16 protein-coding genes are annotated in these 17,311 nt (G+C 29.8%); 1 reads left to right on the top strand and 15 read right to left on the bottom strand.

Annotated elements, in window-relative coordinates; genetic code table 11:
* Position 1: 1 nt before the first annotated feature.
* From PHEL85_RS01920 to mce, 6 genes are read right to left on the bottom strand one after another with little or no spacing between them, the layout of a single operon-like run.
* A complete protein-coding gene (locus PHEL85_RS01920; protein ID WP_036820354.1) occupies positions 2-1,291 on the bottom strand; it encodes an acetyl-CoA hydrolase/transferase family protein in 1,290 nt (429 codons plus the stop codon).
* A gap of 58 nt (positions 1,292-1,349) precedes the next feature.
* Positions 1,350-2,687, bottom strand: coding sequence for a sodium ion-translocating decarboxylase subunit beta (locus PHEL85_RS01915; protein WP_081965058.1), 1,338 nt, complete (start codon positions 2,685-2,687; stop codon positions 1,350-1,352).
* Positions 2,688-2,697: 10 nt separating this feature from the next.
* The gene (locus tag PHEL85_RS01910) at positions 2,698-3,117 is read right to left on the bottom strand and encodes a biotin/lipoyl-containing protein (protein WP_036820351.1); all 420 of its coding nucleotides are present in this window, start codon (positions 3,115-3,117) and stop codon (positions 2,698-2,700) included.
* Positions 3,118-3,120: 3 nt separating this feature from the next.
* The gene (locus PHEL85_RS01905; RefSeq protein WP_036820348.1) at positions 3,121-3,480 is read right to left on the bottom strand and encodes an OadG family protein; all 360 of its coding nucleotides are present in this window, start codon (positions 3,478-3,480) and stop codon (positions 3,121-3,123) included.
* The gene (locus PHEL85_RS01900; protein WP_036820345.1) at positions 3,480-5,039 is read right to left on the bottom strand and encodes an acyl-CoA carboxylase subunit beta; all 1,560 of its coding nucleotides are present in this window, start codon (positions 5,037-5,039) and stop codon (positions 3,480-3,482) included. The genes PHEL85_RS01905 and PHEL85_RS01900 overlap by 1 nt, the downstream gene beginning before the upstream one ends.
* Positions 5,040-5,077: 38 nt before the next feature.
* Complete coding sequence (gene mce, locus PHEL85_RS01895; protein WP_036820343.1) at positions 5,078-5,485, bottom strand: methylmalonyl-CoA epimerase; 408 nt, start codon at positions 5,483-5,485, stop codon at positions 5,078-5,080.
* 494 nt (positions 5,486-5,979) lie between these two features.
* Between mce and PHEL85_RS01890 the strand changes: the two genes are divergently transcribed.
* Positions 5,980-6,879, top strand: coding sequence for an EamA family transporter (locus PHEL85_RS01890; protein ID WP_036820341.1), 900 nt, complete (start codon positions 5,980-5,982; stop codon positions 6,877-6,879).
* 73 nt (positions 6,880-6,952) lie between these two features.
* Here PHEL85_RS01890 and fabG read toward each other — a convergent pair whose 3' ends face one another.
* The 9 genes from fabG to lpxD all read right to left on the bottom strand — a co-directional run bounded on the left by fabG (position 6,953) and on the right by lpxD (position 17,293).
* A complete protein-coding gene (fabG, locus tag PHEL85_RS01885; protein WP_036820338.1) occupies positions 6,953-7,696 on the bottom strand; it encodes a 3-oxoacyl-[acyl-carrier-protein] reductase in 744 nt (247 codons plus the stop codon).
* 97 nt (positions 7,697-7,793) lie between these two features.
* Positions 7,794-10,757 carry a M16 family metallopeptidase gene (locus PHEL85_RS01880; protein WP_036820334.1) on the bottom strand — a complete coding sequence of 988 codons (2,964 nt, stop codon included), beginning with the start codon at positions 10,755-10,757 and terminating at the stop codon, positions 7,794-7,796.
* Between the two features lie 104 nt (positions 10,758-10,861).
* Positions 10,862-11,734: a succinate--CoA ligase subunit alpha gene (gene sucD, locus PHEL85_RS01875; protein ID WP_036820330.1), complete on the bottom strand. Its 873-nt coding sequence runs from the start codon at positions 11,732-11,734 to the stop codon at positions 10,862-10,864.
* Between the two features lie 63 nt (positions 11,735-11,797).
* A complete protein-coding gene (locus tag PHEL85_RS01870; RefSeq protein WP_036820327.1) occupies positions 11,798-12,724 on the bottom strand; it encodes a UDP-3-O-(3-hydroxymyristoyl)glucosamine N-acyltransferase in 927 nt (308 codons plus the stop codon).
* A 6-nt stretch (positions 12,725-12,730) separates the two neighbouring features.
* Positions 12,731-13,495, bottom strand: coding sequence for a class I SAM-dependent methyltransferase (locus tag PHEL85_RS01865; RefSeq protein WP_036820324.1), 765 nt, complete (start codon positions 13,493-13,495; stop codon positions 12,731-12,733).
* A gap of 6 nt (positions 13,496-13,501) precedes the next feature.
* Complete coding sequence (gene efp, locus PHEL85_RS01860) at positions 13,502-14,068, bottom strand: elongation factor P (RefSeq protein ID WP_036820322.1); 567 nt, start codon at positions 14,066-14,068, stop codon at positions 13,502-13,504.
* A gap of 9 nt (positions 14,069-14,077) precedes the next feature.
* The gene (lpxA, locus tag PHEL85_RS01855) at positions 14,078-14,863 is read right to left on the bottom strand and encodes an acyl-ACP--UDP-N-acetylglucosamine O-acyltransferase (RefSeq protein WP_036820319.1); all 786 of its coding nucleotides are present in this window, start codon (positions 14,861-14,863) and stop codon (positions 14,078-14,080) included.
* Positions 14,864-14,865: 2 nt separating this feature from the next.
* A complete protein-coding gene (locus tag PHEL85_RS01850) occupies positions 14,866-16,257 on the bottom strand; it encodes a bifunctional UDP-3-O-[3-hydroxymyristoyl] N-acetylglucosamine deacetylase/3-hydroxyacyl-ACP dehydratase (RefSeq protein ID WP_036820314.1) in 1,392 nt (463 codons plus the stop codon).
* A complete protein-coding gene (gene lpxD / locus PHEL85_RS01845; RefSeq protein WP_036820309.1) occupies positions 16,250-17,293 on the bottom strand; it encodes a UDP-3-O-(3-hydroxymyristoyl)glucosamine N-acyltransferase in 1,044 nt (347 codons plus the stop codon). Before lpxD ends, PHEL85_RS01850 begins: the two co-directional genes overlap by 8 nt.
* Positions 17,294-17,311: the final 18 nt, after the last annotated feature.

Here is a 17,311-nt window from a genome sequence, read left to right as displayed (position 1 = left end):
TTTATTTTGTCATTAAACTACTTCCAAATCTTTCGAAAATAGCTTTATCTAATTCTTCTCTATGATCTGGGTGTGCAATATCTCTAAGTGCTTGAGCACGTTGTTTTAAGTTTCTACCAAATAACTCTGCAATACCATATTCTGTAGCAACAAATCTTGCGTGTGCACGAGTTGTTACAACACCTGCTCCCAATTTTAACATTGGTGTAATTTTAGAAACACCTTTAGATGTTGTTGAAGTTATTGCACAAATTGGTTTTCCGCCATTTGATAAAGCAGCTCCACGCATAAAATCCATTTGACCACCAACTCCAGAAAACATTCTTGGTCCAATAGAATCTGCACAAATTTGACCAGTTAAGTCAACTTCAATTGCAGAATTAATAGCGGTTACTTTTGGGTTTTGACGAATTACTGATGTATCATTAACATAGGCAATATCTAACATTTCAATTTCAGGATTATCATCCATAAAATCATATAAACGACGCGTTCCCATAGCAAAACCAGATACAATCTTATAACGGTTTAATTTTTTTTGTGATCCGTTTACAATACCTTTTTCAACTAAATCTACAATCCCTTCAGAAAACATCTCTGTATGTACCCCTAGATTTTTATGGTTATGTAAAAATGTTAAGACAGCATTTGGAATACCTCCTATTCCCATTTGAAGTGTCGCTCCATCATCAATAATTTCAGCAATATTTTTACCAATTGCTTTTTCAATTTCTGAAGGTTCAACAAATTTCATTTCATATATATCTTCAGAAACTTGAACACAAGCATCAAAATTTTTAATATGGACTTGAGCATCACCAAAAGTACGTGGCATTTGAGGATTGATTTGAGCAATCACTTTTTTTCCTTGTTCAATACCAGAAATAACAATATCGACTGAAACTCCTAAAGAACAAAAACCGTGTTTATCTGGAGGTGAGACATTTATCATAACCACATCTAAATCCATATATCCTTCTCTAAACAAGCTAGGTATATCACTTAAAAAAATTGGAATATAATCTGCAGTATTTCCAATCATTTTTCGAATGTTGCCTCCAATAAAAAATGCATTAGTGAAAAAACTTTCTCTTAATTCTGGGGATATATAACCACAAGCTCCCTCTGTATGTATATGAACAATTTCAACATTTTTTAATTCTGGTGCTCTTCCAACCATTGCATTTATTAATGCTTGTGGCGTTGCAGAACCTCCTTGTATTAAAACTCTATCTCCTGATTTTATTAACTTAACAGCTTCTTGTGCTGTCATTTTATTTGGTAATTCCATTTTATCAAAATTTAAAATTTGTTGTTCTGTTTATTCCAATAATTAAATCAACTTTTATTTAACCTAAAAAACTTAAAATAATACCTGCAGCAATTGCAGAACCAATTACACCAGAAACATTTGGAGCCATAGCATGCATTAATAAATAATTACTTGGATCAGATTTTAACCCTTCATGATGAACAACACGTGCACTATCTGGCACAGCAGAAACTCCTGCAGCACCAATAAGAGGATTAATTTTATTGTCTCCTTTCAAAAACCTATTCATAAATTTAGCAAATAATAAACCTCCACAAGTTGCTATTACGAAAGATATTGCTCCTAAACCAAAGATTAATAATGAATCTTTAGTAATAAAGATATCAGCTTGAGTTGATGCACCTACTGTAACACCTAACAAGATAGTTACAATATCAATTAATTTAGTTCTAGCTGTATCTGCAAGTCTTTCCGTTCTACCAGATTCTTTTAATAAGTTACCAAAGAATAACATACCTAATAATGGTAATGCACTAGGAGAAATGAAAAGTGTTAATAATAATGCAACTACAGGAAAAATCATTTTTTCTTTTTGAGTTACTGCTCTTGGTGGTTTCATTTTAATTTTTCTATCTTCCTTAGAAATTAACAAACGCATTAAAGGAGGTTGAATTACTGGAACCAAAGCCATATAAGAATATGCAGCAATAGCAATAGGTCCAATAAGGTTTTTTACTGTTGTACCATCTGCTAATATATTAACTCCATTTGCTAATTTTGATGAAAGAAAAATAGCTGTTGGTCCATCTGCTCCACCAATAATTCCTATGGCTCCAGCTTCAGGAAGATTAAATCCTAAATATAAAGCTCCCATAAACGTGGCGAATACTCCAATTTGAGCAGCAGCACCTAAAAGCATTAATTTCGGATTTGCAATTAATGATGAAAAATCTGTCATTGCACCAATTCCTAAGAAAATTAGCGGTGGATAAATTCCTTTTACCACCCCAAAATAAAGGTAATTTAAAACTGAACCAGCTTCATAAATACCTGTTTGATTTCCTGCTACAAAAGGAATATTACCTAATATAACTCCTGTTCCAATTGGGATCAATAGTAATGGTTCGTAATCAAACTTAATACCTAAGTAGATAAATATAATTCCGATTAAGATCATTATCAAGTTTCCAGAAGTTACGTTTGCAAATCCAGTATATCCATAAAATTTTTTTATTCCGTCAAACGCTGCATTAAAAACACTTTCTTGTTGAGGAGCATCATCAACTTGTAATGCAGTAATTGTTGTGTTGTTTAAAGTATTATTTGAAGTGTTTGAATTTGTGCCTAAACCTAATACTGGTCTAATAAAAATCAACAATGATAAAACACAAAATATTAAAATTACTTTTTTCATGTTTATTATTTTATTCTAGTTCTATCATTAATTCATCGTGTAACACTTGTTGGCCAACGCTAATTTTTATATCAGTAATGGTACCTGCTTTTTCACAAACAATGCTATTTTCCATTTTCATTGCCTCTAAAACTAGCATTCTATCTCCTACTTTAAGTGTATCACCAACTTTTACATCAATAGATAATACAACACCTGGAATAGGAGCAACAATTCTTGTCTTTTGAGATTTAGGATTGACCTTTAATGGTTCTGCAGGTCTTTTAGATGCAGCACGAACTAAAGTAGGAGTTTTCGTTTTTTTGATATCCTCTTTCATTTTTACTTCATATAAAGTTCCATTAACTTCTAAGTTAATAGTATTGTTTTCGTGTGATTTTATTTTAACGGTATAGCCGTTATCATTTATTTTAAATTTATAGCTTTTCATTTTTTATAATCTATTTTGAACTCCGTAAATTTTTGAACTCCAAGGTGAATATGATTTTTTAACTTGTTTAATAGTTAAAATTGCACTTTCATGATCATGTTGGTCACTCAAGTATAAATGAACAGTAGTACCTATTGCTGCAGCAATTTCTCCAGTAAAATCTTTATCTGCTGTTCTTTTTATTTCACTAATTTTTTTATCTTTTCTTTTAGTAATCACCTTATAGACATAAAGCATTACAGGTAATCCATATTTAAAAAAAAGTGCTAATGTTACTAATGCACTAAAAACAATTAACAATCCTGTAATTAATATAACGTAACCTTCACTTATTATATCTGTATTTATTAGTAAGTATTTCATTATAATGGAATGTTTGAATGTTTTTTTGGAGGGTTTACTTCTTTTTTGTTCTGAAGTAATTCTAAAGCTCTAATAATTCTGAAACGTGTATTTCTGGGTTCAATGACATCATCAATAAATCCATATTTAGCAGCTTCATAAGGATTCGCAAACTTCTTCGTATACTCATCTTCTTTTTTCTGAATGTAATCTTGTTTTTCAGTAGCATCTTCTATTTTTCGAATGTTAGATCCTTCTAAAACTTCTACAGCTCCCTTTGCTCCCATTACTGCTATTTCTGCAGTTGGCCACGCATAATTTACATCTCCTCTTAATTGTTTACAACTCATTACATCATGTGCTCCACCATAAGATTTACGTAAAGTAATTGTGACTTTAGGTACGGTTGCTTCACCATAAGCAAATAATAATTTAGCTCCATGTAAAATAATCCCTCCATATTCTTGTCCTGTTCCAGGTAAGAAACCTGGTACATCTACAAGTGTTACAATTGGAATATTGAAAGCATCACAAAAACGAACAAATCTTGCCGCTTTTCTTGAAGCATCTATATCTAAAACACCAGCATAATATTTTGGCTGATTGGCTACAATACCAACTGGACGTCCATTAAATCTTGCAAAACCTACACAAATATTTCTTGCATAGTTTCTGTGAACTTCTGTAAATTCTCCTTTATCAGCTATGATTGAAATTACATCAACAATATCATAAGGTTGATTTGGATTTTCTGGAATAATTTCATTTAATGCATCCTCTAGTCTATCAATAGGATCATTACAGGGAAGTATTGGTGCTTCTTCTAAATTATTTGAAGGCAAGTAACTTAATAACTTACGAATCAATAATAAATTAGTCTCATCATCTTTTGCTAAGAAATGAGAAACCCCAGATCTTGTTGAATGAATTTTAGCACCTCCTAATTCTTCTGCTGTTACTACCTCTCCTGTTACTGTTTTTACTACTTTTGGTCCAGTAACAAACATATAACTTGTTTCTTCTGTCATAATAGTAAAATCTGTTAAAGCAGGAGAATAAACTGCTCCACCTGCACAAGGTCCTAAAATCGATGAAATTTGAGGAATAACACCTGAAGCCATAATATTTCGTTGAAAAATCTCAGCATAACCTGCTAATGACCTTACTCCTTCTTGAATACGAGCTCCACCAGAATCATTTAATCCAATTACAGGAACTCCAATTTTCATAGCCATATCCATAACCTTGCAAATTTTTAATGCATAAGTTTCAGATAAAGATCCGCCGAAAACAGTAAAATCTTGCGCAAAAAGATACACAACTCTTCCGTCAATTGTTCCATGACCCGTTACTACTCCATCAGAAAGATAAATCTGTTTATCTAACCCAAAAGATTTTGTTCTATGAGTAACAAACATGTCAAATTCTTCAAAACTATCTTCGTCTAAAAGAATATCTATACGTTCTCTAGCGGTTAATTTACCTTTAGCATGTTGTGAGTCGATACGTTTTTCTCCACCACCCAACTTCGCTTTTGCTCTTTTTTCAATGAGCTCATTAATTTTATCTTGATTTGCCATAAATCTAATTATTTCCTTATCTTTTTTATTATTTCAATTTATTCTTGTTTAGAACAAAGCTCTGTAAGAACACCTAATGTTGATTTTGGGTGTAAAAAACCAATATCTAAACCTTCTGCTCCTTTTCTAGAAACTTTATCAACAAGTCTAACGCCACGTTTTTCAGCTGTTTTTAATGCATCTGTTGCATTGGGTACAGCAAAAGCAATATGATGAATTCCTTGCCCTTTTTTTTCTATAAATTTACCTATTGGTCCATCTGGAGAAGTACTTTCTAATAACTCAATTTTTGTATTACCCACCAAAAAAAAGGCTGTTTTCACTTTCTGATCAACAACCTCTTCTATAGAATAACACTTTAGTCCTAAAACCGTTTCATAATATTTTATTGATTCTTCTAAATTTTCAACAGCAATACCTAAATGTTCTATATGTGAAATATTCATAACTTATATTTATATTCATCAAATTTATTACAGAACTATTTTTTATGTTATGATACTTATCATAATAATTTAAAAAATATAAACTCTTTTACTTTTAGATAACTTAAGTGTTATTATATCTGGTGATTAAAAACACTTACACAGCACATAAATACATGAAAAACAATCATTTATCAAGTAGATTTTTATTTATAAAGAAATTCTATTATTTTTAAAAAACGTAACTCTACTCTTAATTTTTACTTATTCTTAACTTTTTAGTAGTATTGTTATTTTTTTATCACTTCTATTTATGATTTGGTTATTAATTAATTATGATTTAATATAGAAATTTTAATTAGCAAATTTTGATAAAAATTTAGCTTCTGTACTTATCTAAAATGGAAACATTGTAGCTTAAGAAAATTTGGAATAATGGAGTAAAAATCTAAGTTTTATTATTTTTTAATCTTTTACTATTTAGTTTTTTCCTTTCTATTATCTTCGCGCGCATTATGTGGATGTACTTAGGACTTTTAGCTGCTTTATTTTTAGGATTACATAATTTATGTAAAAAACATGCTGTACAAGGCAATGAAGTATTTCCTGTATTATTAGGAACGATTTCGGCAGGTTTTTTACTACTACTTCCCTTCTATTTGGGTTCTGTTTGGTATCCTTTATATATGCAGAAAATTGGATTTTATATCACAGAAGTTTCATGGAAAACACATGGATTCATAATTATAAAATCTATGATAATGGCTTCTTCTTGGGTTTTGGCTTATCAAGCATTAAAGCATTTGCCTATAACAATTGTAACTCCTATTCGTTCTGCAGGTCCATTTTTTACTTTTATTGGAGCTATTGTTATTTATAAGGAAAGTCCTAATTTTTTGCAATGGATAGGTTTCTTTCTTATCATATTATCTGTACTATTATATTCTAGAATTGGTAAAAAAGAAGGAATTATCTTCAAAAAAAATAAATGGATTTTTGCTATTATTGGGGCTACTTTTCTAGGTGCTTCAAGTGGTTTGTATGACAAATTTCTTATTCAAACTTTAACTTTAAATCCACAAACATTACAATTTTGGTTTTGTTTTTATACCATTCTTATTTTATTGATAATATTATCATTTACATGGTTTCCTAATGCAGAAAAAAGAAAAGCATTTAAATGGAGATGGTCTATACCTGCAGTTGGTATCTTATTACAAACAGCAGATTATTTTTACTTTAAAGCATTGCAAGATCCTGATGCTTTAATAATGCTTTTATCAGCCATAAAAAGAAGTCAGATTTTAATTGCAGTTGTAGTTGGAGGACTTATATTTAAAGAACAAAACAAGCGTAAAAAATTAGTACCATTATTTGGAATATTATTAGGTGTTTTTTTGATATTATATTCATAAAAAAAAGCTTCAACATATAAAATATTGAAGCTTTCTATAAATTGAAGCTTTCTATAATATGTAAAAATATAGTCTAACTCATTCCTCCATCAACAGATAAGGTCTGTCCTGTAATGTAAGCACTCATATCCGAAGCTAAAAATACACACGCATTTGCGATATCAATTGGCTGTCCTCCTCTTTTTAAAGGAATTCCATCTCTCCAACTTTGTACGGTAGCTTCATCTAATTTTTCAGTCATTTCAGTTTCTATAAAACCTGGAGCAACTACGTTACTTCTAATATTTCTAGAACCTAATTCTAAAGCAACTGATTTAGAAAAACCAACAATACCAGCTTTTGATGCTGCATAATTAGTTTGACCTGCATTTCCTTTTATACCCACAACAGAACTCATATTAATAATAGAACCTGCTCTTTGTTTCATCATTGGACGAATTACAGCTTTGGTTAAATTAAAAACTGATTTTAAATTTACTTCAATTACTTTATCAAAATCTTCTTCAGTAATACGCATTAACAAATTATCTTTTGTAATACCTGCATTATTTACTAAAATATCTATAGTACCGAATTCTTTTAAAACCTCTTTTGCTAATTCTTGAGCAGCATTAAAATCTGCTGCATTAGATTGATATCCTTTAGCAGAAACACCAAATGCTTTTAATTCTTCTTCTAAAGCATTGGCAGCATCAACAGAAGAGCTGTAAGTAAAAGCTACATTTGCTCCTTGTTTAGCAAATTCAATAGCAATTCCACGTCCAATACCTCTTGTTGCACCTGTAATAATTGCTGATTTATTTTCTAATAATTTCATGTTGTTTGGTTGTTTTTAAGGCGTCAAAGATACTAAAATAAAAAAACTCGCAAAACAAAATTGTCTTACGAGTTTTTAATATTTTTAAGAATAAAACTTATAGTTTTACTTCTTTTTTATCTACATAATTAAATAAATAATCGATTTCTAATTCTTTTATTTTTCCTAATTTCTGTAAAGATTCAACATTTAAGTCTTTCTTATTACCAATAACCATAACATTATAAGATTCTCCTTTAATATTTTTGTTAAAAAATGCTTTTAAATCTTTCATCGTCATTTCTTTAATGGTATTGTACATTAACTCCCTATTGTCATTATCAATTCCTAATTTTTGTAATCTTTCATAAGACCAAAAAATATTAGATTTTGTAATTCTTTGAGCTGCTATTTTCTTTAAAGTAGCTTCTTTTGCTGCATTAAATTGCTTTTCTGCTTCTGGCATATCATTCATTAACTCCATCATAGCATCAACAGCTTGCTCTAATTTGTTAGCTTGTGTACCAACATACGCCATTACATAATTAGGAGAATCCTTTTTAGAAGCACCTCTATAAGCTGCAAAAGCAGAATATGCTAACGATTTAGATTCTCTAATTTCTTGAAATACAATTGATGATAAACCGCTTCCAAAATACGTGTTAAACAAAGTTGAAGCTGCCATATTTTCTGGCTTAAAAGGTTCTCCTTTTGCTAAAAACATCATTTCTGTCTGTACCATATCATAATTGGTAAAGAATACGTTTCCTCCAGTTTCTACTTCTTTGTATTCTTTTGCAACAGGATATTCTTTTAAATCTCCAAATACTTTATGGTGTGTATTTAATGAAGAAACAGTTGTATTTACATCTTTTCCATAATAGAAAATACGTTGTTTGTAATTCTTCATATCTTTTACAAGGGCTACTAATTCTTCAGGATTTATCGCTTTTAATTCATCAATTTGCATAATGTCTCTTAATGGAGAATCTTCACCATATTTACCATAATTCATTAAACCATTCCAAAGAATATTTCCTTTTTGAGTTTTTCCATCTTGACGACCTTTGTAGATTTTTTCTACATATTTGTTATAAGCCTCTTTATCTGCTTTTGCATTATCCCAAAGGTGTTCTAGTAATTCTAATCCTTTTGGTAAATTTTCTTTCAAACCGTTTAAACCAACATAAGTTTTATCACTTGCAGTGCTAACGTAATAAGAAATACCTAATTTGTAAAACTCTTTTTTAATTTCTTCATTTGTGTATTTGTCAGTTCCAATATATTCTAAATATCCAGCAGCTAAAGTTAATTTTTTGTCATTATCACTACCCATATCAAAAATGATATTCATATCAAATAAATCATTTTTTTCATTTAGTACATAAGAAACTTTAATTCCATTTTCTGTTTTAGTTTCTTTAATTGCAGTTTTATAGTCAATAAATTTTGGTTGTAAAGCTTCAGATTCTTTTTTATTGAATGCTTTTATATAATCTGAACTCTTATCTCTATTTAAATTTACTGGAGTAATTCCCGGGTTTGCAACTTTTACAATATTCTTATCCTCTCCTTTTCTTTTATATGTTACTACGTAATTATCTTGGTAAAAATTCTTTGCAAAAGCAACTAACTCTTCTTTCGTAATTTTCTTTAAATCATCTAAGAATTTAACTCTTTGAGACCAGTTTTGTTGATAAATAAAAGCATTTACATAAGTATCAGCTAAAGCTGAATTGTTTTCATACTGTTTAGTCTGACTTAATTTTAAGTCGTTCACAACAGCTTCAATCATCCAATCTTCAAATTCACCATTCTTCAATTTTTCTATTTGAGTTAATAATAATTCTTTAACTTCATCTAGGGTTTGTCCGGTTTTTGGGTTTCCTGTAAAAGAATGATATCCATAATCGTTTAAAAAAGTAGGAGAACAACTTGCTCTTTGTACTAATTGTTTTTGATTTAAATTTAAATCGATAATACCAGCATTTCCATTCGCCATAATCATATCACACAATGTCACCATTTTTTCTTCTTCAGTATTGATACCTTGAGATCTAAATGCAATTGAAATAGATTCTGATGTTGGTCCGAAAACTTCATTTATAATTGGTGAAGTTATTTTTTCTTCTTTTGGTAAAATTGGATGTGTTAATTCTTTTCTTTCAAACTTCCCAAAAGCATCATTTACTTTTTTAATTGTTGGTTCAAACTCAAAATCACCTACTAAAACAACAGCCATATTATTAGGTACATAATATTTATTAAAATAGTTATGAATATCTATCATTGAAGGATTCTTCAAGTGATCTCCTGTACCAATAGTCGTTTGTTGTCCATAAGGATGATTTGGAAATAAACCATCTAACATTGCTGCATAACGTTTTCTAAAATCATTGTCTTGTCCACGATTAAACTCTTCGAAAACAGCTTCTAATTCTGTATGAAACAAACGTAAAACCAAAGTTTCAAAACGTTCTGCTTCTAAATTCACCCATTTATCAAATTCATTTGCAGGAATTTTATTTGTATAAACAGTTTGTTCAAACCATGTGTATGCATTTGTACCTGTGGCACCAAGAGAAGCAGTCATTTTATCATATTCATTTGCAATTGAATAATTAGACGCTTCTAAAGAAACTTCATCAATCTCTTTATAGATTGCTAATTTTTTATCTGCATCTTTTTCTGCTCTGTGTTGTTCATATAAAGTAGAAATTTTATCTAAATAGGTTTTTTCAGTTTCCCAATTTGCAGTCCCTACTTTATGAGTTCCTTTAAAAACCATGTGCTCTAAATAGTGAGCTAAACCAGTAGATTCTTTTGGATCGTAATTAGAACCTGCTCTAACAGCAATATAAGTCTGAATTTTTGGTTCATCAGAATTCTGGCTTAAATATACTTTTAAACCATTTTCTAATGTGTATAAACGTAAACCTGTAGGATCGTTTTCTACGGATTCATATCTTAGTCCATTTGAATCATTTTGTGAAGTAACTTCGTAACTTTTTTCTTTATCAGTTTTACAACTCACAGCTGCAACTAATAAAAAGCTAATTAATAGCAATTTAATTTTTTTCATAATTATTAATTTGGGTTAAAATAAAAATCCGTTGAATTTACAAATTCAACGGATTATACACTATATAATTATAAAACTTTAACAGTTTTTTAAAAAATGTCTTTTTATTTTAATACTTCTGCAATCATTTCTCCAATTTTAGCAGGAGAACTTACAACGTGTACTCCATTTTCTGCTAATATTTTCATTTTTGCTTGTGCAGTATCATCAGCTCCACCTACAATTGCTCCTGCATGTCCCATTGTTCTTCCTGCTGGTGCTGTTTGTCCTGCAATAAAACCAACAACTGGTTTTCTATTTCCATCAGCTTTAATCCATTGTGCAGCTTCAGCTTCTAAATTTCCACCAATCTCACCAATCATTACAATTGCTTCAGTTTCATCATCATTCATTAATAATTCTACAGCTTCTTTTGTTGTAGTTCCAATAATTGGATCTCCACCAATACCAATTGCTGTAGTAATACCATATCCTTGTTTTACAACTTGATCTGCAGCTTCATAAGTTAAAGTTCCAGATTTAGAAACGATACCAACTCTTCCTTTTTTGAAGATAAAACCTGGCATAATACCAACTTTAGCTTCATCTGGAGTAATTACTCCTGGACAGTTAGGACCAACTAATGTACAATCTCTATCATCTACATATGCTTTTACTTTTACCATATCTGCAGTAGGAATTCCTTCAGTAATACAAATAATTACTTTAATTCCTGCATCAGCAGATTCCATAATTGCATCAGCAGCAAAAGCTGGTGGTACAAAAATTATAGAAGTATCAGCTCCAACTTTTTCTACAGATTCTTTCACTGTATTAAAAACTGGTTTACCTAAGTGTTCTTGACCTCCTTTACCTGGAGTTACACCTCCAACAACATTGGTTCCGTAATCAATCATTTGACCAGCATGAAAAGTACCTTCACTTCCAGTAAAACCTTGAACTATTATTTTTGAATTTTTATTTACTAAAACACTCATTTGTTTGATATTTTATATTGTTATGCAAAAATAGTTTATAGATTCTTTAAAAAAAAAGAATTTTTATGAATTCTTTCTATCTTTTAAAAAACGTTTTATTTCTGCCATTTCTTTTAATTTTTCTCTTGATTCTGATACTGGAGTTCCAAAATAACTTTTTCCTCCAACAACAGATTTTGTGACTCCTGTTTGACCTAAAATTACAGCACCTTTACCTATGGTAATTCCACTATTTGTACCAACTTGTCCCCAAATCGTTACTTCATCTTCAATAATTACACAACCTGCAATACCTGTTTGTGAAGCAATTAAACACTTTTTCCCAATAACAGTATCGTGACCAACATGAACTTGGTTGTCTATTTTTGTTCCATTTCCAATCGTTGTATCTCCAGTGACACCTTTGTCTATTGTGCACGATGCACCTAAATCTACATTATCTTCTATAACAACTCTTCCACCAGAAATCAATTTATCAAATCCTTTTGGTCTATTTTTATAATAAAATGCATCTGCTCCTAAAACAGTATTTGCATGAATTGTTACATTGTTTCCAATTACTGAATTGTCATAAATAGCAACATTTGGATGAATTACACAATTTTCACCAATTGAAACATTGTTTCCAATAAATACATTTGGCTGAATAGTTGTATTCTCTCCAATTACTGCAGAATGTGAAATACTCACTTTGGATGCTATAAAAGGATTAAAATGATTTGTTATTTTGTTAAAATCACGAAAAGGATCATCAGAAATTAATAAAGATTTCCCTTCAGGACATGCTACTTTTTTGTTGATTAATATTGTAGTAGCATCAGAATTTAATGCTTTATCATAATATTTAGGATGATCTACAAAAACAATATCTCCAGCCTCAACAACATGAATTTCATTGATTCCTGAAATTTCAAATTCTTTATCACCAATAAAATCAACTTCTAATAATGAAGCAATTTGAAGTAATGTTTGCTTTTTTTTGAACTTCATTAAAATCTATTTTTTACTACCATAAATAATTACTCTTGCAAAAAGAGAATGTAAAAAAGGAATTTTAGAGAAAAACACATCTAAATTAGATCCTAATTTGTTAATCCAGTTATCGTAATTTTTATCACCAAAAAATTTAAGAGACATAAAACCAAATAAAACACTAAAGAAATCGAAAAAATAATGATCAAAAGTAAATTTTTCTTTAATAATTTTAAAGTCTGAAGAAACTAAAGCATGTTCATCTGGTGTTCTTTCTTTTGGATTCAGTTTTCTATAAATCTTATAAAAAGGATTCATATTTAAGGGTTCTAGAAAAACAATTTTTCCACCAGGTTTTAAAACTCTATGAACATGACCAATAGATTTTTCAATATCTAAATGATGTAAAATAGCTCCACCAAAAACAATATCAAAAGATTCATCTTCAAAAGTTAAAGCATTTGCATCCATTAAATGATGTTTTATAGGAAATGATTTAGAAATAGCATGTTTTTTTCCTGACTCTAATTCTACTTCTGAAATATTAATACAAGTTAAACTTTTGGGTTTTATATTTTCTGTAAACCAAGAAGCCCAAGTATAAGAACCAATTTCTAAAACATCTTGTCCATTAAAATCTTCTAAAAGTTTATTTAAAATTTTCTTTTCTCTTTTATAAGAGTAAAAAAAAGCATGTCTTCTTAATTTTTTAATCTTACTTCTTTCAAGTTTACCTTCATTCCAGTAATCTTTTTCAGTTTGATTAATTTCTTCCCTTGTTTTAGACATCAGAAACTATTCTTTAATTCTTTCTTGATATGTACCTTTGGTAGTTTCTACTTTAATTTTATCTCCTTCATTAATAAATAAAGGAACATTAACAGTAGCTCCACTTTCTACAGTTGCAGGTTTTGTTGCATTTGTAGCAGTGTTTCCTTTAACACCAGGTTCTGTATGAGTAACTTCTAAAATAACACTTGCAGGCATATCAACAGATAATGGCATGTCGTCTTCAGAATTTATAATTATAGTAACAACTTCTCCTTCTTTCATTAAGTCTGGAGAATCTAAAGCCGTTTTTTCTAATTGAATTTGAGAGTAATCTTGCTCATTCATAAAATGATAAGTATCTCCTTCACTATATAAATATTGAAATTTATGAGTTTCTACACGAACATCATCAATTTTTCTACCTGCAGGGAAAGTATTATCAACCACTTTACCATTGGTAACACTTTTTAATTTTGTTCTTACAAATGCAGGACCTTTACCTGGTTTTACATGTAAAAATTCTACAATTTTGTAAATATCATTGTTGTACTTAATACACAATCCGTTTCTAATGTCTGATGTTGTTGCCATTTCTATTTTTTAATTAGTATTATAATATCCTTTCATAATTCCTCTGTGCGAATCTTTAATAAACTGTATTATTTCATCACGTTCTGGAGTTGCTTCCATTTCTGCTTCTATAATTGCAATTGCTTGGGAATTATTATAATTTTTTTGAAATAAAATTCTATATATATTTTGAATTTCTCTTATTTTTTCTGTTGTAAACCCTCTTCTTCTTAAACCTACAGAGTTAATACCAACATAAGAAAGAGGTTCTCTTGCTGCTTTTACAAAAGGAGGTACATCTTTTCTAACCAAAGAACCACCAGTTACAAATGCATGTTTACCTACAGAAGCAAACTGATGTACAGCAACCATACCAGCTAAAACAACATTGTCACCAATTGTAACATGCCCTGCTAAAGTTGAATTATTTGAGAAAATACAATTATTACCAACAAAAGAATCATGTGCTATATGGCAATATGCCATAATTAAACAATTGTCTCCAATTTTGGTTTTCATTCTATCTGAAGTACCTCTGTTTATGGTAACACATTCTCTAATAGTAACGTTATCACCTATTTCTACAGTAGTTTCTTCATCATCAAATTTTAAGTCTTGAGGAATTGCTGAAATAACTGCTCCAGGAAAAATCCTACAATTTTTACCAATTTTTGCGCCTTCCATTATGGTTACATTAGAACCAATCCAAGTTCCAGAACCAATAGTTACATTATTATGAATTGTAGTAAAAGGTTCTATTACTACATTTCTTGCAATTTTTGCTTGTGGATGGACGTATGCTAAAGGTTGATTCATAATTATTTTTTTCTTACGATTTGTGCCATTAATTCAGCCTCTGTTGCCAATTTACCATTAGTATAAGCGTACGCTTGCATATGACAAATTCCTCTTCGAATTGGGGAAATTAATTCACATTTAAAAATAAGAGTATCTCCAGGTAATACTTTTTGTTTAAATTTCACTTTATCCATCTTCATAAAAAGAGTCAAATAATTTTCTGGATCTGGTACTGTATTTAAAACCAAGACTCCCCCACATTGTGCCATCGCTTCAACTTGTAAAACACCGGGCATTACTGGTGCTCCAGGAAAATGCCCCACAAAAAAATTCTCATTCATTGTTACATTTTTCATACCAACCACATGCTTATCAGAAAGTTCTAATATTCTATCTATTAGTAAAAAAGGTGGTCTATGAGGAAGAATGTCCATAATTTGATGAATATCTAATAATGGAGGCAAATTTAAGTCGTAAAAAGGAACATTATTTCTCTTCTCTTGTTTTATAATTTTTGATAATTTTTTAGCAAACTGTGTATTTATTAAATGCCCAGGTTTATTAGCAATTACTTTTCCTTTAATTCTAATACCAACTAAAGCTAAATCACCAATTACATCTAATAATTTGTGTCTAGCAGCTTCATTAGCCCAATGTAAAGTAAGATTATCTAAAATACCATTAGGTTTAATTGTAATATCTTCTTTATTGAAAGCTTTTTTCAATTTTTCCATTGTTCCTTCAGACAATTCTTTGTCAACATAAACAATGGCATTATTTAAATCACCACCTTTAATAAGATCGTTTTCTAAAAGCATTTCTATTTCATGTAAAAAACTAAAAGTTCTTGCATCAGCAATTTCTTCTTTAAAATCAGAAATTTTATTTAATGTTGCATTCTGAGTTCCTAAAATTTTAGTACCAAAATCTACCATTGTTGTAACTTGGTATTCATCTGAAGGCATTAAAATAATTTCACTTCCTGTTATTTCATCTTTATAAGAAATAATTTCTTTTACAACATATTCTTCAATATCTGCTTCTTGTTCTTGTATTCCTGCTTTTTCTAAAGCTTCTACAAAGTATTTCGAAGAACCATCCATAATTGGTGGTTCAGAAGAATCTAATTCTATTAAAAGGTTATCAATATCTAAACCAACAGCAGCTGCTAAAACATGCTCTGAAGTCTGAATTTGAACACCATTTTTCTCTAAATTTGTTCCTCTTTGTGTATTAACAACATATTCAGCTTTTGCCGCTATAATTGGCGAACCTTCTAAATCTATTCTGGCAAATGCAAAACCATGATTTATAGGTGCTGGTTTAATGGTCATATTCACTGTTTTACCTGTGTGAATACCTACACCTGATAAACTTACTTCTTGCTGAATCGTTTTTTGTTTCTTACTCATTTATGGTTGATTTTTGAGTCTTCAACTCTTTTTCTAAATTATTAATTTTCAATGCCATTTTAGGTAAATTTCTAAAATAAACAGAACTTTTATTAAAATCTTGTATTTTAAATGCTGGTGATCCATTCACAATCTCATTCTCTTTTAAATCTTTTGAGATTCCTGCTTGAGCCAAAATTTTCACATTATTTCCAATCTTTAAATGACCAGAAATACCAACTTGTCCTCCAATCATACAATTCTCACCAATTTTTGTTGATCCTGCTATTCCTGTTTGAGCAGCAATTACAGTATTACTCCCAATTTCTACATTATGAGCAACCTGAATTTGATTATCTAACTTAACTCCTTTTCTTATAATTGTAGAACCCATTGTAGCTCTATCAATTGTACAAGCAGAACCAATATCTACATTGTCTTCAATAATAACATTACCAATTTGTGGTATCGCTTTATATTCTCCATTTTTATCTGGTGCAAAACCAAATCCGTCAGAACCAATAATAGAACCTGAGTGAACTTTACAATTCTTACCAATTTGCGATTCAGAATAAATTTTTACTCCTGAAAATATGGTAGAATTATCACCAATATTAGTATTATCACCTATATATGAATTGGGATAAATTTTAACATTCTCACCTAAAACTACATTTTCACCAATATAAGAGAATGCACCAATATATTCATTTTCGCCAACTTTTGCTGAATCTGAGATATAATGAGGAGCTTCTCTACCTATTTTATTATTTTTAACTTCATTATAAAACGCTAATATTTTAGAAAAAGCTTCATAAGCGTTCTCTACTTTTATTAACGTTGTATTAATTTTTTTTTCTGGATGAAAGCTCTTATTTACTATAGTAACAGAAGCTTTTGTAGTGTATAAAAAAGGATTGTATTTTGGGTTCGAAAGAAAGGTTAAGGAACCTTCTTCTCCTTCTTCTATTTTAGATAATTTAGAAACTTCCACATCAGAATTTCCAACGATGTCACCTTCTAAAATATCTGCTATTTGTTTTGCTGTAAATTTCATTAGACGCAAAAATATAAA

This window comes from Polaribacter sp. Hel1_85 (genome assembly GCF_000766795.1).
GTDB lineage: Bacteria > Bacteroidota > Bacteroidia > Flavobacteriales > Flavobacteriaceae > Polaribacter.
The sequence above is the reverse complement of the archived record's forward strand: the minus strand, read 5'-3'. Positions and strand labels throughout refer to the sequence as shown.